Here is a 21,055-nt window from a genome sequence, read left to right as displayed (position 1 = left end):
TCACGTGCCGCACCCACCCAGCCCACCCGCATCACCGGTGTCGGTGATCTTCCAGCGCCGGATCGACGACGCGAGCTACGCCGACTACGCACGGTGGCAGAAACGTGCGGCGGACGCGCTCGCGACGGTTCCGGGGTTCATCGATCAGGAGATCGTGCCGCCGTCGCCACCCGTTCAGGACGACTGGGTGGACGTGCTGCGGTTCGCCACCATCGAGGAGGCGCGGGCCTGGCTCGACAGCGACGTGCGCACGGAACTGGTGGCGGAGATCAAGCACGCCTTCATCGGCAACGAGGACGTCCACCTGCTCACCGGCGAGCAGACGCACGCCCAATCGGCGACGTCGGTGGTGATCTCCTGTCACATCGCACCCGAGGACGAGTCGGCCTTCATGGACTGGCAGCGCAAGATCTCCGCCGCCGAGGCCGGGTTCCGGGGTTTCCGGGGACACAAGGTCGAGAGGCCCGTGCAGGGAATCACCGAGGACTGGACGATCGTTCTCAGCTTCGACACCGAGGACAACCTGGCGTCGTGGATGGATTCACCCGAGCGAGCCGCTCTCCTCCAGGAAGGTGAGCAGTTCAACAAGAATCTCCGAATCCGCAAAGCAAGCTACGGCTTCGACTTCTGGTTCCGCGGCGCCGGCGGGGACGAGCCGCCCCCGGTGCCCGTCGCCCGCAGCAATCTGCTGGCGCTGCTGGTGCTGTATCCACTCGTCGTGATCTGGGGGCACTTCGTCAGTGCACCGTTCATCGAGGCGCACGGGGTGCCGATCGCTGTGGCCCTCTTCATCGGGAACCTGGTCACCACCCAGATACTCGGCTGGTGGGCCGTGCCAGCCGCGTTCAAGGCATTCGGGTGGTGGATGGATCCGGGAATCCCCGCCCGGCGGCGAAACCTGGGCTACGCCGTGATGATCGCGCTGTTCGGAATCTCGATCGGCGTGTGCACGCTGCTGTTCATGATCCCGACGACCTAGCACGAGTTTCCCGATTCACCAGCGAGAAGTTCGGGTACGTAGCACTGTGAAGGACCGGGGTCGGTTTTTCACATCTGGAGAAAGGTGTGCGCGGTTGGACATACAGCAACTGTGGGACTTCGTCTCCGCCAGGAAGCAGCAGCTTCTCACCGACTCCTTCCTGCACGTCAGTGCCGTCGTGCAGTCGGTGGTGATCGCCACGGTCGTCGCGGTGGCGATCGGGATCCTGGTGTACCGCAGTCCCGCCGGCTCCGCGATCGCGACCGCGCTGGCCAGCACGATCCTCACCATCCCGTCGTTCGCTCTGCTGGGCCTGCTGATCCCGATTCTGGGGCTCGGTGTGGCCCCGACCGTCACCGCTCTGGTGCTGTACGCCCTGCTGCCGATCATCCGGAACACCATCCTCGGACTCGCGTCCGTCGACCCGGCCGTCACCGACGCCGCCCGGGGTGTGGGGATGAGCCGCACGACCGTGCTGAGCAGAATCGAACTCCCCCTCGCCTGGCCGTCGATCCTGACGGGCATGCGGGTGAGCACCCAGATGCTGATGGGCATCCTCGCGATCGCGGCGTACGCGAAGGGTCCCGGACTCGGCAACCTCATCTTCTCGGGACTGTCCCGCGTCGGCAGCCCGACGGCCATACCGCAGGCACTGACGGGGACCGTTCTGATCGTGATCCTCGCCCTCGTACTCGACGGCATCCTCGCCGTCATCGGCCGACTCACCACCTCCAGGGGGATTCGTGACTGATCTCGATACACCTCGCACCCACGGCAGCACCGTCTCCGGTGTGGACATCGTCCTCGAAGACGTCGTCAAGAGCTACCCGGGTCAGGAGAGCGCGGCCGTCGACAACGTCTCGATGCGCATCCCCGCGGGGGAGATCGTGGTGCTCGTCGGCCCGTCCGGCTGCGGGAAGACCACGACGATGCGCATGATCAACCGGCTCATCGAACCGACGTCGGGGAAGATCACGATCGGCGGCAAGGACGCCCTGTCCATCGACCCGGACAAGTTGCGGCGCGGCATCGGCTATTCGATTCAGCAGGCCGGGCTGTTCCCGCACCTGACCATCGCGAAGAACGTCGGCACCGTTCCCGGCCTGATCGGCTGGGACAAGAAGAAGATCGCCGATCGCACCGACGAGATGCTCGACCTAGTCGGACTCGAGCCCGGCCTCTACCGCGAGCGCTACCCCCGGCAGTTGTCGGGCGGTCAGCAGCAGCGGGTCGGGGTGGCGCGCGCGCTCGCCGCCGATCCCCCGGTCCTGCTGATGGACGAGCCGTTCGGCGCGGTCGACCCGATCACGCGCGCACTGCTGCAGGACGAGCTGATGCGACTGCAGTCCGAACTCGGCAAGACCATCGTCTTCGTGACGCACGATTTCAACGAGGCCGTCAAACTGGGTGATCGCATCGCGGTGCTGGGCAACCAGTCGCACATCATGCAGTACGACACTCCGGAGGCGATCCTCGCCCATCCCGCCAACGACATGGTGGCCGGGTTCGTCGGAGCGGACGCCGCGCTGAAGCAGCTGACGCTCACCCGGGTGGCGGAGGTCGAGCTCCTCGACTGCCCCACCGCGTACGAGGACGGCTCGGTGGACGATCTGCGGGCGGCGATCGCACCCCGGCAGATCAAGTGGGGCATCATTCTCGACGCGCGGGATCGTCCGATCCGCTGGGTGTCCGTCAGGCATCTGGCCAACGCGACCTCGCTGCGCGACGTCGGCGACCCGATCGACGAGGTGATGTCCACCCGGTCGACGCTGCAGGACGCGCTCGAGGCGCTGCTGGCGGAGAGCAGCGCGTCGACGATCGTCACGGGTAAGCGCGGCGAATACCGCGGCCTGATCTCGATCGACACCCTCGTGCAGCACCTGTCCGCGATGCGCGAGGAACACTCGCACGACGAGGACACCGAGGACACCGAGCACACCGAGCCGGGGCGGAACGGGGCGAGTGAGGGCGGGACGCCGTCATGACGGCCGCCGTCGCCACCAAGGCCTCCGCGCCGGCCGCCCGGCGTTCCGAGCGGGCCCGGTTGCTGGTCCAGCCGATCATCGTGGTGATCCTGGTCGTGGGCGTCCTCGTCTGGGCGTTCAGCCGCGACCTCACCGCCACGCAGAAGGGCAGTCTCAACGCCGCAAACATCGCCACCCTGACGTGGCAGCACGTGCTGATCACGGTCGTGGTGGTGGCGATCGTCGTCGTCATCGCCGTCCCACTCGGGGTGCTGCTGACCCGGCCCGGGTTCACCCGCCTCGCACCGATCTTCATCGGTATCGCCAACATCGGGCAGGCCGCGCCCGCCATCGGTCTGCTGGTGCTGCTGTTTCTGGCGACGGGTACCACCGGGTTCTGGATCGGTGTCCTCCCCATCGCGTTCTACTCGCTGTTGCCCGTGCTGCGGAACACGATCCTGGGCCTGCAGGAGGTCAATCCGGCGGTCATCGACGCCGGCCGTGGACAGGGCATGACCGCAGGTCTGGTGCTGCGCAAGGTGGAGTTCCCGCTCGCTGTCCCGTACATCCTCGCGGGGTTGCGCACGTCGCTGGTCCTCGCCGTGGGCACCGCGACCCTCAGTTTCCTCGTCAGCGCCGGTGGCCTGGGCATTCTCATCGACACCGGATACAAGCTGCGGGACAACGTGACCCTGGTCGTGGGGGCCGTCCTCGCGGTCGCGCTCGCGCTGCTCGTCGACTGGTGCGGCGCCCTCGCCGAGGAGTTCCTCGGCCCGAAGGGGCTGCGCTGATGAACCTCGTCCGGAAGGCGATCGCCGCGACGGCAGTGACGCTGTGCGGGGTCCTCGCCGCGTCGTGTGGTCTCGAATCCGGTGGGGCCCTGCCGCTGTCGGTGGAACCGGGCAGCATCCAGCCGGTCCCCGAACTCGAGGGTGTCAAGATCACGGTCGGTTCCAAGGATTTCACCGAGCAGGTCACCCTCGGGTACATCATCGAGTTCGCGCTGAGCGCCGCCGGCGCAGATGTCCGCGACCTCACCAACATCCAGGGGTCCAACAGCACGCGGGACGCGCAACTGGACGGTCAGATCGACGTCACCTACGAGTACACCGGGACCGGGTGGATCAACTACCTCGGCAACGAGATCCCGATCCCGGACCCGACCGCGCAGTTCGAGGCGGTCCGCGACGAGGATCTCGAACGCAACGGCATGGTGTGGGTGGATCCGGCCCCGATGAACAACACCTACGCACTGGCGACGAGCAGGCAGACCGCGGAGGAGACGGGGGTCACCACGTTGTCCCAGTACGCGGACCTCGTCAACCGTGATCCCGCCGCGGCGACGACGTGCGTGGAGACCGAGTTCAACGTCCGCCAGGACGGCTTCCCCGGTATGGCCGAGAAGTACGGTTTCGATCCGGCCCGCGCGAACCGCCAGATCCTGCAGACCGGCATCATCTATCAGGCCACCGCGGACGGGACGCAGTGCAAGTTCGGCGAGGTGTTCACGACTGACGGCCGCATCATCGCGCTCGATCTGGTGCTGCTGGACGACGATCGCCAGTTCTTCCCGAAATACAACCCGGCGATCACCATGCGCAAGGATTTCGCCGAGGCACATCCGCAGGTGGCGGAGGTGATGGCGCCGATCTCCGCGGCGCTGACCAACGAGGAGATCACCGAACTGAACCGCCGGGTCGACGTCGAGGGCGAGGAACCGGCGGACGTGGCCCGGGACTGGCTGGTGGACAAGGGGTTCGTCACCCTCCCGTGACGGTCAGCCGCCGAGGGTGATCCTCGCGATCAGGCCGCGGTGATCCGAACCCGTCACCACCACCGAGTCCACGGACTGCGCCTGCGCACCACTGGTGACGATGTGATCGATGGCGATCATCGGCGGGAACGGTTGCCGGTCGGCGGGATACGTGTTCTGGATTCCGGCGCCCACCTCGTCGGCGGCGTCCCGGTACCGTCCGGTCACGAGATTCCGGTATTTGACGTGGTCGCGGGTGGAGTTGAAGTCGCCGCTGACGATCACCGGACCGGAGTCGGCGGGGACGGCATCGAGAATCGTCTTGATCCGGTCCATCTCGCGTGACCACAGGGACGGATCCGACGGCCACGGCGGGACGGGGTGGAACGCGTACAGCGCCGTGCTCGTACCGTCCGGGAGTTCCATCCGGGCCGACAGAGCGGACAGCACGAATTCGGAGTGGTGGACCTTGTCGGTCAGCGGGTACCGGCTCCAGATCCCCGTTCCCTCGCCGCCGCCGCCCGGCATCAGGAACGAGAACGGCAGGGCTGCATCGATTCCCGCGGCCACCAACCGGTCGACGGCCTCCGGTGTGAGTTCGTCGACCGTGAGCACGTCGACGTCCCGATCCCGGATCTGCCGGACGAGCGCATCGGCGTCCGCGTTGCCGAGCCAGATGTTGGCCTGCATCACCGTCAGTTCCGGCCCGGACGCCGTCACCGAACCGTTCGCCACGTACAGCGGTGCCTGCGACAGCGTGGCGACCGCGGCCACCGCCAGCGCCGCGCCGAAACCGATCCAGTGCCGGGTGATTCCGAGCAACAACACCCCGATCGCGGCCGCCGCCATGAGGTAGGGCGCCGCGGATGCCAGGACGAGCAGACGCTGGTTCTGGACGTCGAGGAATCGCAGCGCCACGCCGAACACGCCGACGAGCACCGCGAGCCACCCGAGGGCGGTCAGCGCGCGCACCCCCCAGGTGACGATCACTCCCCGAAGACTCTCTCCACCACAGCCTTGGCCCGCCGGGTCACCCGCAGGTAATGGTCCAGGAACTCGCCGGCGTCGCCGCCGCCCCAGCCGGCGATCTGCGCGACCGCGGACAGGACGCGCCCCGAACCGGGAAGCTGATCGGTGGCCTTGCCGCGGACGAGCACGAGGCAATTACGGGCCTTCGTCGCGGTGATCCACGCGTCGCGCAGCAGTTCTACGTCGGACTCGCTGAGCAATTCGGCCGCGCCGATCGCGTCGAGCGTTTCGAGTGTCGACGTGTTGTGCAGCGACTCGATCTCGTGCGCATGGCGGAGCTGGATCAGCTGCACCGTCCATTCGATGTCGGCGAGACCTCCGCGACCGAGCTTGGTGTGGGTCGCGGGATCGGCGCCCCGCGGCAGTCGCTCGGAATCCACCCGGGCCTTGATGCGCCGGATCTCGCGAACCGCCTGCTCCGACACCCCGCCCTCCGGGTAGCGCGTCTTGTCGATCATGTGCAGGAATCGCAGTCCCAGATCGGCGTCGCCCGCGACGTGGTGCGCGCGCAGCAGCGCCTGGATCTCCCAGGCCTGCGCCCACTGCGCGTAGTACGCCTCGTAGGACGCCAGCGTGCGCACCATGGGGCCGCTCCGCCCCTCCGGTCGCAGTCCCGTGTCGACCTCGAGCGGCGGATCGGTGCTGGGCGCACCGAGCAGGGCGCGGACCTTGTCACCGATGCTGTTGGCCCACTTGACGGCGACGGTCTCGTCGATTCCCTCGCGCGGCTCGCACACGAACAGCACGTCCGCGTCCGATCCGTAGCCGAGTTCGCCGCCGCCGAGCCTGCCCATTCCGATCACCGTGAAGGTCGCGGGAGCGGGCGTGCCGAGTTCTTTCTCGCTCGCCTTGATCACGGCCGCCAGGGCGGCGTTGAGCACGGCCGCCCACACGGACGACAGGGCCTGGCAGACGCCGGGTACGTCGAGCATGCCGAGGATGTCCGCGGACGCGATGCGGGCGAGCTCGTACCGCCGCAGCGACCGAGCCGCGGCGATCGCACGGGTCGGGTCGTCGTGACGTGCCGACGCCGTGAGGATGCCGCGCGCGACGTCCTCGGGCTTCGACTCCAGAAGTCGGGGCCCGGCCGGCGAATCCGCGAACAACCGCACCACGTCAGGTGCCTTGATCAGCAGATCCGGGACGTACGCGGACGATCCCAGCACCGTCATCAGCCGCTCGGCGACCGACGCCTCGTCGCGCAGCAGGCGAAGGAACCACGTCTGATCGGTCATCGCGTCGGACAGCCGCCGGTAGGCGAGCAGTCCGGCATCGGGATCCGGTGTGTCGGCGAGCGATTCGAGCAGCGTCGGCAGCAGCAGCGCCTGGATGCGGCCCTTGCGGGACGCACCGCTGGTGAGTGCGGTGAGGTGTCCGAGCGCGTTCTCCGGGGCGATGTAGCCCAGCGCCGCCAGCTGGCGGATGGCCGCATCCGGGCTCAGCCGCAGGGCTTCCTTGTCGATGCGCGCCACCGACTCGAGCAGCGGACGGTAGAACAGCTTGGCGTGCAGCCGGCGGACCCGGTGCGCGTTGCGTTTGATCTCCGCGTTGAGAACGCCGAGTGCGTCCTTGCTGCCGTCGGGCCGCATGTGAGCGGCCCGCGCCAGCCAGCGCAGCGCTTCCTCGTCGTCGGCAGGTGGCAGGGTGTGCGTGCGACGCAGTTTCTGCAACTGCAGCCGGTGCTCGAGCAATCGCAGGAACTCGTAGGACGCAGCGAGATTCGCGGCGTCGTCGCGGCCCACGTAGCCACGGGCGGCGAGTGCGGTGAGGGCGTCGATGGTGCTCTGGACGTGCAGAGCCTCGTCAGCGCGGCCGTGCACGAGTTGCAGGAGCTGGACGGCGAACTCGACGTCGCGCAGACTACCCCGGCCGAGTTTCAGTTCGCGTTCGCGGAGTTCGGGCGGAACCATCTCCTCCACCCGGCGACGCATCGCCTGCACCTCGGGCACGAAGTCCTCGCGTTCCGATGCGGTCCACACCATGGGGTTGAGTGCGTCGAAGTACTGCTGCCCCAGCGCGCGATCGCCGATCATCGGACGGGCCTTGAGGAGTGCCTGGAATTCCCAGGTCTTGGCCCAGCGCTTGTAATACGTGACGTGGGATTCGAGCGTGCGGACGAGTTCGCCGCGCTTGCCCTCGGGCCGCAGCGCGGCGTCCACGTCGAAGAACGCCGACGACCCGACGCGCATCATCTCGCCCGCGATCCGGCTGGCGACCGCGTCGGCGGGTTCGGCGACGAAGACAACGTCCACGTCGCTCACGTAATTGAGTTCGCGCGCACCGCACTTGCCCATGGCGATGACGGCCAGACGCACGGGGCACGGGGCGTCCGGACAGACGGCCGCCACGGCCACCGCGAGGGCGGCGTTCAATGCGGCGTCCGCCAGATCGGACAGCTGGTGCCCGACCGTCTGGTACGGCAGTACCGGTTCATTCTCGACGGTCGCCGCGAGGTCGACGGCGGCGAGCAGCATCAGCTCGTCGCGGTACGCCTTGCGCAGCGCCGCGACGGCCTCGGGTCCGGTCACCGACGCACGCGAGAGGTTGGCGTCCGGGTGGGTACCCTTCTCGGGCTCGGCACCGACCGCGGCCAGCATCGTGGCGATCGCCTCGTCCTTCGACGGCAGGCGGACGTCGCCGGCGAGGATCTTCCACGACGCAGGATCCGCGACCAGGTGATCGCCGAAGGCGCTGGACGCGCCGAACAGTCCGAACAACCGGCCGCGCAGACCCTTGTCGGCCCGCAGCGCCGCATCGAGTTCAGCCCACTCGTCGCCGAGACCGTCCTTCAGGCGCACCAGGGTGCGGAGTGCGAGATCGGCGTTCGCCGCCCGCGACAACGACCAGAGCAGTTCGATGCTGTCTTCGCCGACCCACCCCAGATCGCGGAGTTCGGACGGAGCGGTCGGCTCGACGAGACCCAGACGACCCGGACCGGGAACGGCAGAACGCGCTGCCGGAGGCTTCACCATGCTCTTGCTCACAACCCCAGATACGTCTTGAGTTCGAACGGTGTCACGTGGCTCCGGTACTCCTCCCACTCACGACGCTTGTTGCGCAGGAAGAAGTCGAACACGTGCTCACCGAGCGCCTCGGCCACCAGTTCCGACTTCTCCATCTCGCGCAGCGCGCCGTCGAGGTTGCCGGGCAGTTCCCGGTAGCCCATGGCGCGGCGCTCGGCAGACGTCAGCGCCCACACGTCGTCCTCGGCCTCGGGCGGAAGCTCGTAGCCCTTCTCGATGCCCCGCAGACCCGCAGCGAGCAGCACCGCGAACGTCAGATAGGGGTTGCAGGCCGAGTCGGGGCTGCGGATCTCGACACGCCGCGACGACGCCTTGTTCGGCGTGTACATCGGGACGCGGACCAGCGCCGACCGGTTGGACGGACCCCAGGACGCCGCGGTCGGGGCCTCGCCGCCGTGGATCAGGCGCTTGTAGGAGTTCACCCACTGGTTGGTGACCGCGCTGATCTCGTTGGCGTGCTCGAGGATGCCGGCGATGAACGCCTTCCCGGTCTCCGACAGCTGCATCGGATCGTCCGGGTTGTGGAATGCGTTGGTGTCGCCTTCGAACAGGCTCATGTGCGTGTGCATCGCCGATCCGGCCTGATCGCTGAACGGCTTCGGCATGAAGGTCGCGCGCACGCCCTCGGCGATCGCGACCTCCTTGACGACGTAACGGAACGTCATCACGTTGTCGGCCATCGACAGCGCGTCCGCGTACCGCAGGTCGATCTCCTGCTGGCCGGGCGCGGCCTCGTGATGGCTGAACTCGACGGAGATGCCCATCGACTCGAGCGCGTCGATGGCGTGCCGGCGGAAGTTGGGCGCGGAGTCGTGGACGGCCTGGTCGAAATAGCCGCCGGAGTCTGCGGGCTTCGGCGGAGTGCCGTCGATCGGCCCGTTCTCCAGGAGGAAGAACTCGATCTCGGGATGCACGTAGCAGCTGAATCCGAGGTCGCTCGCCTTGTTCAGCTGACGACGCAGCACGTGCCGCGAGTCCGCCCAGGAGGGGGATCCGTCGGGCATGGCGATGTCGCAGAACATGCGGGCGGAGTGCTGATGCCCCTTGCTCGAACTCCACGGCAGCACCTGGAACGTGGAGGCGTCCGGCTTCGCGACCGTGTCCGCCTCGGAGACCCGGGAGAAGCCCTCGATCGCGGAACCGTCGAAGCCGATGCCCTCCTCGAAGGCGCCCTCGAGTTCCGCGGGGGCGATCGCCACCGATTTCAGGTATCCGAGAACGTCCGTGAACCACAATCGGACGAACCGAATGTCGCGCTCTTCGAGGGTGCGAAGCACGAATTCCTTTTGGCGATCCATGTCCGCGAGAGTAAGCAAAGTTCGTTAAATCTGTGTTACTTCGTTGATTCGACTATTCCGGATTCCGCATCGGGCCAGCGTGCGGGCACGCCGGTCGATCCGGTCACATGCGCGCGTCAGCACGTCAGATCCGCGGGCGGCACCGCGAGGTTCACCAGATAGTTCGTGACGGCGTCGTCGACGCACGGCTCACCGTCGAGAACCACGGTGTGCTGGGTGCCCCGGTAGCTGACCAGTGTGCCGTTCATCTGCTTCGCCAGATCCACGCCCGCCTGATACGGCGTCGCCGGATCCTCCGTCGTCGACACGACGACGACCGGCGGGATGCCGGGGGCGGAGACCGTGTGCGGCGCCCCCGTATTCGGCGCGTGCCAGAACGCACAGACGTCCAGCGGTGCGTTGCCGGTGCCGTGTCCGTCGTCGAGGAACGGTGCCGCCTGCCGGTACCGCACATCCGCTGCCCCGACGACCGCGCGGTCGGTGACGGGCGGATCGTCCATGCAGCGGACGGCATTGAAGGCGTCGTTCAGGTTCGAGTACGTTCCGTCGTCGGCGCGGCCCTCGTAGAGATCGGCCAGCATCAGCAGCGAGTCACCCGTCCCCGTCTGCAGGCTCGCCAGCCCCCCGCGGAGCGGACCCCAGAGATTCGGCGAGTACAACGCCTGCTGTACACCGGTGATCGCGTCGGTGTAGCTGAGCCCGCGCGGGTCGGTGGTCGCGGCGGGCTTGCCGATCAGCGGATCGACCAGCGCCCGGAACCTCGCATTCGCCCGCGCCGGGTCGGTCCCGAGCGGGCAGTCCGGCTGCTGCATGCATTCGGCGGCGAACGCGGTGAACGCGTCCTGGAATCCGGCCGCCTGCAGGATCACTTCCTCGGTCGGATCCTGCTCGGGGTCGAGGGCGCCGTCGAGCACCATGGCGCGCACGTTGCCCGGGAACGTCTCCGCGTACCTCGAGCCGAGCCGGGTGCCGTAGGAGTAGCCGAGGTAGTTCAGCTTCTCGTCACCGAGCACCGAACGAAGGACGTCCATGTCACGCACGACGTCGTACGTACCGACGTGCGCCAGCACGTCGACGCCGCTCCGTTCGGCGCACTTGTCGGCGTAGTCGCGGTTCTCGGACTCCGTCTTCGCGATCCCGGCGGGACTCATGTCGACGTCGTCGTCCTTGCGCTTCGCGTCCACCTCCGGCGCGGTCAGGCACCTCACCTGCGGCGTGGACGCGCCGACACCGCGCGGATCGAACCCGATGACGTCGAACCGCTCGGCGAGATCGGTGCCGTCGGCCACGGATGCCAGTCCGAGTCCCGACGCCCCCGGACCGCCGGGGTTGACGAGGAGCGACCCGACCTTGTCGCCGGTCGCCTTCGACCGGGAGACGGCGATCTGCGCGGTGGCGCCCGCCGGATTCGCGTAGTCGTTGGGCACGGTCACCTTCGCGCAGTCGAGATCGTCACCGAGCGGAGACCCGTCGGTGCTGTAGCCCTCGCACGAGCCCCACTGCACCTGCTGCGTGTAGAACTGCTCGAGCCCCGGGGGGATCGGGCCCGCGGGAGCCGCCTCGGACGCCGGTGGCTCGGCGACGGCCTCCCCGACGTCCCGTCCGCCTCCCGCACAGCCTGCGGCGACAAGGACAACGGCGATGCACCCCGCGAACGCGGCCGGTACCCGAGCACTCTTCGACATAGGACGATCGTGCCAGGGTTCCGGGCGAGACAGCCTTCGCGCAGGTCAGAGGCCAGGCAGCGGGTGTGACCTATTGCACGCGTGCGACCCCTTCGCTCCCCCGCGGGCCGGTGGCAGACTGTAGGCGTCATCACCCGCACCCGGGGACCCGTCAAGGGCCTCGAGGCCAGAAAGGGACAACGATGTCCGATAGCAAGTCGTCCGCGAGCACGTCAGAAGATCGGCTCTACGGATCAGCACCTTCGCACGACGTTCCCAAGCGCAAGACCCGGATCCATCACCTGCAGACCATGAAGGCCGAGGGTGAACGCTGGTCGATGCTCACCGCCTACGACTATTCGAGCGCCCGCATCTTCGAGGAAGCCGGCATCCCCGTCCTCCTCGTCGGCGATTCGGCCGCCAACGTCGTCTACGGCTACGAGACCACCGTTCCCGTCACGATCGACGAACTGCTCCCCCTCGTTCGCGGCGTCGTCCGCGGTGCACCGCACGCCCTGGTGGTTGCGGATCTGCCGTTCGGCAGCTACGAAAGCTCCCCCGAACAGGCCCTCGCGTCCGCGACCCGATTCCTGAAGGAAGGGCTGGCCCACGCGGTCAAGCTCGAGGGCGGTGAGCGCGTCGCACCGCAGATCGCCGCCATCACCGCAGCGGGCATTCCGGTCATGGCCCACGTCGGGTTCACCCCGCAGAGCGTCAACTCGCTCGGCGGTTTCCGCGTGCAGGGCCGCGGCGACGCCGCCGAGCAGTTGGTCGCCGACGCGATCGCGGTGCAGGAAGCCGGCGCGTTCTCCGTCGTCATGGAGATGGTGCCCGCCGACATCGCAGGCCAGGTCACCCGCAAGCTCACCATCCCCACCGTCGGCATCGGCGCGGGCGTCGAATGCGACGCCCAGGTCCTGGTGTGGCAGGACATGGCCGGCTACACCAGCGGCAAGACGGCGAAGTTCGTGAAGCGCTTCGGTAACGTCGGTGACGAGTTGCGCACCGCGGCTGCCGCCTACGCGTCGGAGGTGCGCGCCGGAACGTTCCCGGCGGAAGAGCACAGCTTCTAGGCCGCCTTCGACTTCCGGGCCGGCACACACTCGAGGGGGATGTTCATGGGACAGCGACGCGTGCAGGGCACCGGACGTCGACGCCGCCTGGCCGTGGTCGCGGCAGGGGCGGCGGCGGCGGCGACCTTGGTCGCGGGGTGTGCCGGACAGGGCACCTCGTCCGCGCCCGGCACCACCGCACCCCCGGCACCGGTCACCGCCGCCCCTCTCGGCCCCGCCCTGGTGCCGGGAGGGGTCACCCAGGCGCAGGCCGTCCAGCTGTGCACCGACCTCGAAGGCCAGTTGCAGAGTTGGCGCACTTACACGCCGACCATCGGCAAGACCGGGCTGAACGGCCTGGTCGGCACATGGATCGCGAAGAACAACCTCAACGCGATCGACTTCCTGCAGGACCGGGGCCGGATCGACGTGATCACCACGGCGGCCTGCCCCGACATCCGGCAGCAGGCGATCACCGCACTCGAAATTCCCGATCTCGCCTCCGGCCTGATCGGGTTCTGAGGCAGACGTGACCCCACTGCGCACCCTGTATCCGCCGATCGAGCCGTACCAGTTCGGGCACCTCGCCGTCGGCGACGGTCAGCAGATGTACTGGGAGCAGAGCGGCAATCCCGACGGAAAGCCGGTCGTGTTCCTGCACGGCGGGCCCGGGGGCGGCACCGACCCCGCGCAACGACAGTTCTTCGACCCACAGGTGTACCGGATCGTGCTGCTCGACCAGCGCGGATGCGGGCGTTCCACTCCCCACGTCGCCGACGGCGCGGATTTGTCGGTCAACACCACCGACCGGCTGATCGACGACGTGGAGCTTCTGCGCGACCATCTCCGCATCGACCGCTGGCAGGTCTTCGGCGGGTCGTGGGGTTCCACACTGGCACTCGCCTACGCGCAGCAGCACCCGCACCGGGTCACCGAACTGGTGCTGCGCGGCATCTTCCTGCTGCGGCGCAGCGAGATCGACTGGTACTACAACGGCGGAGCCGGTCATCTGTTCCCCGAATTGTGGGAGAAGTTCCTGGCCCCGGTGCCGGAACCGGAGCGCGGCGGCGATCTCGTCGAGGCCTACCACCGGCTCCTCCACTCCGGCGACGCCGAGGTTGCGACGCGTGCCGCGATCGCGTGGTCGACGTGGGAGGGTGCCACGAGTTCCCTGCTCCCCAAGCCGGACCGGGTGGCGGAGACCTCGCAGCCGAGGTTCGCGCTGGCGTTCGCCCGCATCGAGAATCACTATTTCCATCACCGCGGATTCCTGGAAGAGGGCCAGCTGCTCCGCGACGCGGCCGCCCTGGAGGGCATTCCGGGTGTGATCGTGCAGGGGCGGTACGACGTGGTGTGCCCGGCGACCAGCGCCTGGGCCCTGCACCGGGCTTGGCCCGGTTCCCGGCTCGAGATCGTCGACGACGCAGGACACTCCGCCGTCGAGCCCGGCATCGTCCATCACCTGGTCGAGGCCACCGACCGATTCCGCGACTGACGCGTTACGCGGGATACCCGAACTCGACGGACCGCTTCGCGACGTCGGCGGAGACGAGCCGGACCTTCACCTGCTCGCCCTCGGTGGGATCACCCACGCATTTCGCCATCACGGACACGGACGGGACGAACACGTCCGCGGTGCGCTTGCCGTTCCGCGACCGCAGCACGGTCGCGTCGAACGTCTCCCCCACCCGGTCCGCGAGCAGGGTCGCCTCGGTGAGATCGATGCAGGCCCGGTCGATCTTGCCTGCCAGGGAATCCGAGCCGCCCATGATCTCCGGCATCGAGCCCAGGGCCTCGCGTGCCCACGCCGGCACCGCCCGTCCGGCCGACACCGCAAGGCATACCTCGGTGGAGTACCGATCCGAGAGCCGGCGCAGCGGCGCGGTCACGTGCGCGTACGGGGCGCCGATGGCTGAGTGCACGGTCAGTTCCGGCACCGTGCCATCGAACGCTGCGTAGTCGGCGCCCCGCAGCAGCGACGGCGCCTCCGTCATCAGCACCAGCGTGGACGACGAGTTCGGGTCGAGCCGAGCCAGGAGTTCACCGACACCGACGCTGTCGGGCCAGTCGATCCCCAGCGCCGCAGCGGTGCGTCGCAGCGCCTCGACGGCATCGGGCCCGGCAGGCGGCAAAGTGCGGAGCAACCCGACCTTCGCGTCGAGCATCATGGTCGCAGCACACATCCCGGTGAGGAGTGAGACCTCGGCATTCCAGTCGTCCGCATCAGTGCGGGGCGCGAGGTCGACCCGCCAGCCGTCCCCGTCCGACACCACTTCCTGCTCCGGCAGCCGGAGTTCGATCGCACCGCGCGCCGCCGCCGCCGCGATGCGGAGCCTGCCGAACTCCGGGAGTGCCGCGATGGACGGATGCAACCGCCCCGCCTCGGAATCGGCCTGCACCCCGGCGTAGTCGAGCCGCGCGACCGAGCGGACGGCGGCACGGGACACGGTGCAGGACAGCGGTTCGGCGGCGCCGTCGAGTTCGATCCGCCACACCACCGCCGGACGGTCCACGTCCGGGAGCAGACTCGCGGATCCCTCCGACAACTCCTTCGGGTGGAGTGGCACCTTGCCGTCGGGGAGGTAGAACGTCTGTCCCCGTTTCCGGGTCTCGACGTCGAGCGCCCCGCCCGGCTCGACGACGGCGCCGACGTCCGCGATCGCGTAGTGCAGAACGAAGCCGTCGCGCGTGCGCTCCAGGTGCAGCGCCTGATCGAGATCCATCGAGTCGGGCGGATCGACGGTGACGAACGCCAGATCGGTGCGGTCCTCCCGCTCAGACGCGCAACGGTCGGACGCCGCCCGCGCCTGCGCGACCGCCGCGGGCGGATAGCCCGCCGGCAGGTGGAATTCGGTGCGTACGGTGCCGAAATCGATTCCGCGCGCGACGAAACGGCTCATCGGCACCGCTACTTGTTCCACTCCTCGTCGGCCCGGTCCGCCGCCTTGTTCCGCTCCGCGGCGATCTGCAGCGCCTTCTCGGCCGACGCCCTGTCGGGATAGGGGCCCATCCGGGACATGGACGATGCCGCCTTCCCTTGTGTGACGGTGCCGTCCTCGACGTTGTAGTACCAGAGATGATCTTCGTCAGTCATGTCCTCAGTGTGGCACCGGTGGGACGGATGGAGTTGTGGATCGCGCTCAGACTGTTACCCTCGGAGGCCTGTCCGGTGATACGTTCCCCGGCGCCGGTCAGTGCGGTGCCGATGGCCCGTCTATCCGTGCGCAGTGCCCGAACAGAGAATGGAGCGAGCATGTCGACGATCATTTTTGATCAGCTACTTCCCTACCTCGGTGCCGAAGGCGCCACGTACTGGGCCCAACTGCTGATGGTCGATCCCGTCTAGGCTGTCGACCAGTCGATACCTCGAAGCCCCCGCCGGCACCTGACGGCGGGGGCTTCGTCGTGTTCGCGGCCGTGCGCGACACATTCGTGACGAATCATCGAACGCTTCGCCCTGCCCCGGGGACGGAACGTCTCTAGGCTCACCTGATGGCAGTGAATCCAGAGATCGAGGGTCGTGTCTACCCACCGACCGAGCCCTACCTCGTCGGCCGCGAGAAGGTCCGGGAATTCGCCCGCGCCGTCTTCGCCACCAATCCCACCTCCTTCGACGTCGACAGCGCGCGCGCCGCCGGTCACGCCGATCTCGTTGCCCCGCCGACATTTCCCGTCATCGTGCAGGAACGCGCACTCGCCCAGCTGGTCGCCGATCCGACGTCCGGAATCGAGCCGATCAACCTGGTGCACAGCACGGAACACGCCTCGTCGATCCGCCCCGTCGTCGCGGGCGACGAACTCTCCGCCGTCCTCACCGTGACGGACGTGACGTCCCGCGGTCCGCACACGCTGATCGTCGCGGACATCGACATCGTCGACGGCACAGGCGATCACGTCAGCACGATGACGTCATCCCTGTTCGTCAGGGGTGAGGAATGACGTCTGCGCAGCGAATTCTGCTCGGCGACACCGTCGCCAAAGCCCGATACCACGTCACCCGGGAGTCCCTCGTCCGCTACGCCGGTGCGTCCGGCGATTTCAATTCCATCCACTACCGGGACGACGTCGCGGAAGCCGTCGGCCTGCCCGGCGTCCTGGCACACGGCATGCTCACGCTCGGGCTGGCCACCCAGTGCGTCGTCGACTGGCTCGGCGACCCGGCGAAGGTCACCGGTTACCGGGCCCGCTTCACCAAGCCCGTGATCGTCCACCCGGAGGCGGGAGCGGACGTCGACGTCGTCGCGAAGGCCGCCCAGGTCGACGAGGACGCGGGCACCGCACGGATCGACCTGACGGTGACGTTCGACGGCCACTCCGTCCTCGGGAAGTCGCAGGTCTGGATTTCGCTGCGCTGACCACACTCGACATACTGGATCCATGATCGGACTGGTCGTCACCGCTGTTGCCGTCCTCGGACTCCTGACCGTCATGCCGGGCCCGGACATGGCGGTCGTGACGCGTGCCGGACTGTCGGGAGGACGCGGCGCCGCACTGCGGGCCACATTCGGGGTGGTCGCCGGGTTGCTGGTGTGGGGCGCGCTGACCGTCGTCGGACTGGGTGCCGTCCTCGCCGCGTCGGCGGACGCGTACACCGTCGTAAAGATCGTCGGCGGACTGTATCTGGTGTATCTGGGACTCTCCACCCTCTGGCGCAGCCGGTCGCGGACGCGCACCGCAGAGCCGACACCGGCACCAGTTCCGTCGCCCGGGTCGAGCTGGCGGGCCGGTTTCCTGACCAACCTCCTGAACCCCAAGATCGCGGTGTTCTACACGGGCCTGCTCCCCCAACTCGTTCCGCCCGGCTGGCCGACCGCGCCGACGCTGGCACTGCTCGTATTCGTCCACGGACTCCTCGGGATCATCTGGCTCGGCGGATACAGCATCCTGCTCACCCGCGCGCGGAACACGATGGGCAAGCCGTCCGTCCGGCGGGTGCTGGATCGGATCACCGGAACCGTCCTTTTCGGCTTCGGCGCCGCGGTCGTCGCCGAAGCGCGGTAGCCGCGGGCTCAGCTCGGGGTATCGGCGACACCGGACGAGCTGCCGCCCAGCAGTATCGTGCCGATCAGATTCGGGTCGTCGGTCATCGGCACGTGCCCGATGCCCGGGAGGACGAGTATCCGCGCCTGCGGGAAGGACCTGCGCACCCGTCGCGCCTGATAGACCGGCAGAATCAGGTCTCGCCGCCCCCACGCCACCGTGACCGGCACCGTCGCGTCGACGACACGCGGAAGGTCGAACGTGGCCGTCATCCCCTTGTCGACGAGCGTGTTGGTGGCGAGCGAGTGCGCGTCGACCACGGCGTCCTCGTACCGCACCCGGCTGGGCCGCGCGAAGAAGGCGGCCAGCGACGGATAGCGGACCGCTCTGTACCCGAGCGCCCTCGGAGCGTTCGAGCCCAGTGCCCGGGTGACCCCGCGCAGGGCCCGGAACGTGTAGATCGTGCGGGCCTGATCGGCGCGGTTGACGAAGAACCCGGCCGGCGAGAGCGCGGTGGCCGAGGCGACCTCGCCACGCGCAGCCAGGGCGAGGGCGAGCCAGCCACCGAGCGAGTTCCCCGCGACGTGCGCTCGTTCACCGGCGGGGGTCACGGAACGGACGAATGCGCTCACCTCGTCGAGCAGGTGATCCATCGTGTCCGCACCGTCGTCGAGCGCTGCCGATTCGCCGTGCCCCGGAAGGTCGACGGTGACGACCCGGCGATACGGCGTCAGCTGGTCCAGCAATACGTTCCAGGCCTGGCGCCGATGCACGATTCCGTGCACGAGCACCAGGGTGGGGCCGGAACCGGCGATGTCATGAGGCAAGTCCATGGACAGATGTTACCGCTATCGCCGGTAACACCTACCGCCTTTTGCCTCCGGCTCCGAGTGGGGCCCCGCCGCCCACGGACGTGTGCGACGGGCCCCGGACATCGACCCCGATTCGGGTCGGTCGGACCGATGCGGGAAAGATACTAACCGGACTGTTTGTTACTTGCCAGTCACCGTCGATCTCTCGGGGCGGACGAGTTGGCGTGTAAGCCGGATCCTGTCCCCGGCGCCGAAGCGCCGGGTGGCGACCATCCATCTGGATACACCGTCGCCGGGTACCTCGAGCGGTTCACCCGCAGGCTCGGGCGAGCAGCCCTCGAACACCTGCGCAGCCGCACCGGGATCCCGGAGGATCCGATGCGGCCTTCAACCTTGCTCCGGGCGGGGTTTACCTAGCCACCCCGGTCACCCGGGGTGCTGGTGCGCTCTTACCGCACCGTTTCACCCTGACCGACACCGCACCCCGGAGGGTGTGGCGCCGGCGGTCTGTTTTCTGTGGCACTGTCCCGCGAGTCACCTCGGGTTGCCGTTAACAACCGCCCTGCTCTGTGGAGTCCGGACTTTCCTCGACTCAGGGCCTGTGCACCCGTGTGCTGGTTCCCTGTGCCGCGGCCGCCCGGCCAACTCGTCCGCCCGATCAGACTACAGTTCGCGCGAACGTGTCCTACCGCCGCACTAGGGTTCAGAGCATGACCCGATACGCCGCCCTCCTGCGCGGTATCAACGTGGGCGGCATCAACATCAAGATGGCCGACCTCCGCAGCACCTTCGCCGATCTGGGATTCGAGAACGTGAAGACCGTCCTCGCATCGGGCAATGTGCTGTTCGATTCCGACCGCGACGACGTCCCCGCCCTCGAGCGCGAGATCGAGGCCGGGCTTCGCGCCGAATTCCGATACGAGGCCTGGGTTTTCATCCTCGATCTCGACACGGTCCGACAGATCGTCGACGACTATCCGTTCGATCCCGAGCGGGAAGGGTGGCATCCGTACGTGCTGGTGACACCCGAGCCCGAGGTCCTGGACACGCTCCTGAGCATCCGGGACGAACTCGATCCGGAGGTCGAACGAATCCAGGCCGGTGACGGTGTCCTGTACTGGGAGGTCGAGCGAGGCATGACGTTGAAGAGCAGGTTCGGCAGGAGCACCGGCTCCGCCAAGCTGAAGGCGTCCACCACCACCCGGAATCTGCGCACCCTCCTCAAGCTCCTGAAGTGAGTCGCCGGTGACCGTTCTCGCGGTGGCGCTCGTCGCCGCGGTCCTCGTCTTCGCGGTCGTGCGTCCTCGCCGGCTACCCGAGATCGTCGCGGCCGCCCCGGCCGCGGTCGTCGTTCTGGCCACGGGGCTGGTGACACCGTCCGAGGCCTGGGACGAAGTGTCGGAGATGGCCCCCACCGTCGGATTCCTCGCGGCGATCCTCGTCCTCGCGCATCTCGCCGACGCCATGGGTGTATTCACCTGGATCGCCGGCCGACTGCGACGCGGGGCGCGTGGCGAACCGACGAGGTTGCTGACACTCGTGTTCGGGGCCGCGGCCCTCACCACGGCGGTGCTGAGTCTCGATGCAACCGTGGTGCTGCTGACCCCGGCGGTGATCGCGACGGCCCGCTCGCTGCGGATGGATCCGCGGCCGCACTCGTACGCCACCGCGCACCTGTCGAACACGGCGTCGACCCTGCTGCCCGTCTCCAACCTCACGAACCTCATCGCGTTCTCCGCGACCGGGTTGACCTTCCTGCATTTCACCGCCGTCATGGCGTTGCCCTGGGCGGTGGCGATAGTGGTCGAACTGATCCTGTTCCGGATCTTCTTCCGCCGTCACCTCGTTCGGCCCGACGCCGACCCGGAGCCGAGGCACGACCCACCCGCGCCGGTCACCGCGCTGTCCATCATCGCGGTCACCCTTCTCGGGTTCGGGGTGTCCGGCTTCGTGGGGATCGCGCCGGGATGGGTCGCGGCGGCGGGGGCAATCGTGCTGGGCGTCGTCGCGCTGCGGGAGGGCCGAACCGATTTCGGACGCATCGTGTACTCGGTCGACGTGTGGTTCTGCGCGTTCGTCCTGGTCCTCGGCGTCGTCGTCGCAGGTGTCGCGAACGGTCCCATCGGCGACTGGATCGCTGCGCGGCTGCCGACCGGTACCTCGTTCGCGGCGCTGCTGGCGATGGCCGTCGTCGCGGCGGTCGCCGCGAATCTGGTGAACAACTTGCCCGCCACCCTGCTTCTGCTCGCGGCGCTCGGACCCCATCCACCGACAGCGCTCGTCCTGGCGATGCTGCTCGGCGTGAACCTCGGCCCCAACCTCACCTACGTGGGATCGCTCGCGATCATGCTGTGGCGACGGGTTGCCGCACGAGCCGGATCGCCCGCGGATCTGCGCACGTTCACCGTTCTCGCAGCGGTCACCACGCCGTTGACTCTGCTCGCCGCGGTGACTGCCCTCTGGGCCTGTGAGTACTTGTCAATCGCCCGCGGTTGAAGTAC

Annotated in this window: 20 protein-coding genes and 1 other RNA gene; 13 read left to right on the top strand and 8 right to left on the bottom strand. The window is 68.2% G+C overall.

From position 1 onward, the window contains the following. Positions 1-4 precede the first annotated feature (4 nt). From H0B43_RS30755 to H0B43_RS30735, 5 genes are all read left to right on the top strand, one after another. A complete protein-coding gene (locus H0B43_RS30755; protein ID WP_185724486.1) occupies positions 5-979 on the top strand; it encodes an antibiotic biosynthesis monooxygenase in 975 nt (324 codons plus the stop codon). Positions 980-1,079: 100 nt separating this feature from the next. Beyond that, a complete protein-coding gene (locus tag H0B43_RS30750; RefSeq protein WP_185729743.1) occupies positions 1,080-1,730 on the top strand; it encodes an ABC transporter permease in 651 nt (216 codons plus the stop codon). Continuing rightward, positions 1,723-2,964: an ATP-binding cassette domain-containing protein gene (locus H0B43_RS30745; protein WP_185724487.1), complete on the top strand. Its 1,242-nt coding sequence runs from the start codon at positions 1,723-1,725 to the stop codon at positions 2,962-2,964. The genes H0B43_RS30750 and H0B43_RS30745 overlap by 8 nt, the downstream gene beginning before the upstream one ends. Next, positions 2,961-3,734 (top strand): ABC transporter permease, encoded by a 774-nt coding sequence (locus H0B43_RS30740; protein WP_185724488.1) that lies wholly within the window; start codon positions 2,961-2,963, stop codon positions 3,732-3,734. Before H0B43_RS30745 ends, H0B43_RS30740 begins: the two co-directional genes overlap by 4 nt. Beyond that, positions 3,734-4,717 carry a glycine betaine ABC transporter substrate-binding protein gene (locus H0B43_RS30735; protein WP_185724489.1) on the top strand — a complete coding sequence of 328 codons (984 nt, stop codon included), beginning with the start codon at positions 3,734-3,736 and terminating at the stop codon, positions 4,715-4,717. Before H0B43_RS30740 ends, H0B43_RS30735 begins: the two co-directional genes overlap by 1 nt. A 3-nt stretch (positions 4,718-4,720) precedes the next feature. On the opposite strand, the gene H0B43_RS30730 is transcribed toward H0B43_RS30735, so the two are convergent. From H0B43_RS30730 to H0B43_RS30715, 4 genes are all read right to left on the bottom strand, one after another. After that, complete coding sequence (locus tag H0B43_RS30730) at positions 4,721-5,686, bottom strand: endonuclease/exonuclease/phosphatase family protein (RefSeq protein ID WP_185724490.1); 966 nt, start codon at positions 5,684-5,686, stop codon at positions 4,721-4,723. Then, positions 5,683-8,697, bottom strand: coding sequence for a bifunctional [glutamine synthetase] adenylyltransferase/[glutamine synthetase]-adenylyl-L-tyrosine phosphorylase (locus H0B43_RS30725; RefSeq protein WP_185724491.1), 3,015 nt, complete (start codon positions 8,695-8,697; stop codon positions 5,683-5,685). Before H0B43_RS30725 ends, H0B43_RS30730 begins: the two co-directional genes overlap by 4 nt. An 8-nt stretch (positions 8,698-8,705) precedes the next feature. Then, positions 8,706-10,046, bottom strand: coding sequence for a type I glutamate--ammonia ligase (gene glnA, locus H0B43_RS30720; RefSeq protein WP_005247775.1), 1,341 nt, complete (start codon positions 10,044-10,046; stop codon positions 8,706-8,708). Between the two features lie 116 nt (positions 10,047-10,162). After that, the gene (locus H0B43_RS30715) at positions 10,163-11,731 is read right to left on the bottom strand and encodes an alpha/beta hydrolase (RefSeq protein WP_185724492.1); all 1,569 of its coding nucleotides are present in this window, start codon (positions 11,729-11,731) and stop codon (positions 10,163-10,165) included. Positions 11,732-11,913: 182 nt separating this feature from the next. Here H0B43_RS30715 and panB point away from each other — a divergent pair, with 182 nt between their 5' ends. Genes panB through pip form a run of 3 tightly spaced genes read left to right on the top strand, consistent with a single transcriptional unit; the run spans position 11,914 to position 14,257 of the window. Next, positions 11,914-12,783 (top strand): 3-methyl-2-oxobutanoate hydroxymethyltransferase, encoded by an 870-nt coding sequence (panB, locus tag H0B43_RS30710; RefSeq protein WP_185724493.1) that lies wholly within the window; start codon positions 11,914-11,916, stop codon positions 12,781-12,783. Positions 12,784-12,822: 39 nt separating this feature from the next. Then, on the top strand, positions 12,823-13,284 hold the full coding sequence (locus H0B43_RS30705) for a hypothetical protein (protein WP_185724494.1): 462 nt from the start codon (positions 12,823-12,825) through the stop codon (positions 13,282-13,284). Between the two features lie 7 nt (positions 13,285-13,291). Beyond that, positions 13,292-14,257: a prolyl aminopeptidase gene (gene pip / locus H0B43_RS30700; protein WP_185724495.1), complete on the top strand. Its 966-nt coding sequence runs from the start codon at positions 13,292-13,294 to the stop codon at positions 14,255-14,257. A gap of 4 nt (positions 14,258-14,261) precedes the next feature. On the opposite strand, the gene H0B43_RS30695 is transcribed toward pip, so the two are convergent. Continuing rightward, entirely contained in the window at positions 14,262-15,662 is a 1,401-nt protein-coding gene (locus H0B43_RS30695) for an RNB domain-containing ribonuclease (RefSeq protein ID WP_185724496.1), read from the bottom strand. A gap of 8 nt (positions 15,663-15,670) precedes the next feature. Then, a complete protein-coding gene (locus H0B43_RS30690) occupies positions 15,671-15,856 on the bottom strand; it encodes a hypothetical protein (RefSeq protein WP_005247785.1) in 186 nt (61 codons plus the stop codon). A gap of 398 nt (positions 15,857-16,254) precedes the next feature. On the opposite strand from H0B43_RS30690, the gene H0B43_RS30685 reads away from it, so the two are divergent. Genes H0B43_RS30685 through H0B43_RS30675 form a run of 3 tightly spaced genes read left to right on the top strand, consistent with a single transcriptional unit; the run spans position 16,255 to position 17,763 of the window. Beyond that, positions 16,255-16,701, top strand: a complete 447-nt coding sequence (locus H0B43_RS30685) for a MaoC family dehydratase N-terminal domain-containing protein (RefSeq protein WP_185724497.1) — start codon at positions 16,255-16,257, stop codon at positions 16,699-16,701. Beyond that, the gene (locus tag H0B43_RS30680; RefSeq protein WP_185724498.1) at positions 16,698-17,117 is read left to right on the top strand and encodes a MaoC/PaaZ C-terminal domain-containing protein; all 420 of its coding nucleotides are present in this window, start codon (positions 16,698-16,700) and stop codon (positions 17,115-17,117) included. The genes H0B43_RS30685 and H0B43_RS30680 overlap by 4 nt, the downstream gene beginning before the upstream one ends. A gap of 22 nt (positions 17,118-17,139) precedes the next feature. Further along, on the top strand, positions 17,140-17,763 hold the full coding sequence (locus H0B43_RS30675; RefSeq protein WP_185724499.1) for a LysE family translocator: 624 nt from the start codon (positions 17,140-17,142) through the stop codon (positions 17,761-17,763). Between the two features lie 8 nt (positions 17,764-17,771). Here H0B43_RS30675 and H0B43_RS30670 read toward each other — a convergent pair whose 3' ends face one another. Together H0B43_RS30670 and rnpB are read right to left on the bottom strand one after the other, a co-directional pair. Beyond that, a complete protein-coding gene (locus H0B43_RS30670; RefSeq protein WP_185724500.1) occupies positions 17,772-18,575 on the bottom strand; it encodes an alpha/beta fold hydrolase in 804 nt (267 codons plus the stop codon). Between the two features lie 190 nt (positions 18,576-18,765). Continuing rightward, positions 18,766-19,203: RNase P RNA component class A (rnpB, locus tag H0B43_RS30665), an RNA gene on the bottom strand. A gap of 61 nt (positions 19,204-19,264) precedes the next feature. On the opposite strand from rnpB, the gene H0B43_RS30660 reads away from it, so the two are divergent. Next, positions 19,265-19,792 (top strand): DUF1697 domain-containing protein, encoded by a 528-nt coding sequence (locus tag H0B43_RS30660; RefSeq protein WP_185724501.1) that lies wholly within the window; start codon positions 19,265-19,267, stop codon positions 19,790-19,792. 7 nt (positions 19,793-19,799) lie between these two features. Continuing rightward, positions 19,800-21,050: an SLC13 family permease gene (locus tag H0B43_RS30655; protein WP_185724502.1), complete on the top strand. Its 1,251-nt coding sequence runs from the start codon at positions 19,800-19,802 to the stop codon at positions 21,048-21,050. The last annotated feature ends 5 nt before the right edge of the window (positions 21,051-21,055 follow it).

The sequence above is a fragment of the Rhodococcus sp. 4CII genome (assembly GCF_014256275.1).
GTDB classification, from domain to species: Bacteria; Actinomycetota; Actinomycetes; order Mycobacteriales; family Mycobacteriaceae; genus Rhodococcus_F; species Rhodococcus_F wratislaviensis_A.
Note: the sequence above shows the minus strand (reverse complement) of the source record. Positions and strands in the feature narration are given on the sequence as shown.

What these genes read in the sequence shown, in the direction of transcription:
- panB (WP_185724493.1), top strand. Translation starts at nt 11,914, where the DNA reads ATGTCCGATAGCAAGTCGTCCGCGAGCACGTCAGAAGATCGGCTCTAC.
- H0B43_RS30705 (WP_185724494.1), top strand. Translation starts at nt 12,823, where the DNA reads ATGTTCATGGGACAGCGACGCGTGCAGGGCACCGGACGTCGACGCCGC.
- H0B43_RS30715 (WP_185724492.1), bottom strand. Translation starts at nt 11,731, where the DNA reads ATGTCGAAGAGTGCTCGGGTACCGGCCGCGTTCGCGGGGTGCATCGCC.
- H0B43_RS30675 (WP_185724499.1), top strand. Translation starts at nt 17,140, where the DNA reads ATGATCGGACTGGTCGTCACCGCTGTTGCCGTCCTCGGACTCCTGACC.
- H0B43_RS30695 (WP_185724496.1), bottom strand. Translation starts at nt 15,662, where the DNA reads ATGAGCCGTTTCGTCGCGCGCGGAATCGATTTCGGCACCGTACGCACC.
- H0B43_RS30725 (WP_185724491.1), bottom strand. Translation starts at nt 8,697, where the DNA reads ATGGTGAAGCCTCCGGCAGCGCGTTCTGCCGTTCCCGGTCCGGGTCGT.
- H0B43_RS30670 (WP_185724500.1), bottom strand. Translation starts at nt 18,575, where the DNA reads ATGGACTTGCCTCATGACATCGCCGGTTCCGGCCCCACCCTGGTGCTC.
- H0B43_RS30740 (WP_185724488.1), top strand. Translation starts at nt 2,961, where the DNA reads ATGACGGCCGCCGTCGCCACCAAGGCCTCCGCGCCGGCCGCCCGGCGT.
- H0B43_RS30660 (WP_185724501.1), top strand. Translation starts at nt 19,265, where the DNA reads ATGACCCGATACGCCGCCCTCCTGCGCGGTATCAACGTGGGCGGCATC.
- H0B43_RS30685 (WP_185724497.1), top strand. Translation starts at nt 16,255, where the DNA reads ATGGCAGTGAATCCAGAGATCGAGGGTCGTGTCTACCCACCGACCGAG.
- H0B43_RS30735 (WP_185724489.1), top strand. Translation starts at nt 3,734, where the DNA reads ATGAACCTCGTCCGGAAGGCGATCGCCGCGACGGCAGTGACGCTGTGC.
- H0B43_RS30680 (WP_185724498.1), top strand. Translation starts at nt 16,698, where the DNA reads ATGACGTCTGCGCAGCGAATTCTGCTCGGCGACACCGTCGCCAAAGCC.
- H0B43_RS30690 (WP_005247785.1), bottom strand. Translation starts at nt 15,856, where the DNA reads ATGACTGACGAAGATCATCTCTGGTACTACAACGTCGAGGACGGCACC.
- glnA (WP_005247775.1), bottom strand. Translation starts at nt 10,046, where the DNA reads ATGGATCGCCAAAAGGAATTCGTGCTTCGCACCCTCGAAGAGCGCGAC.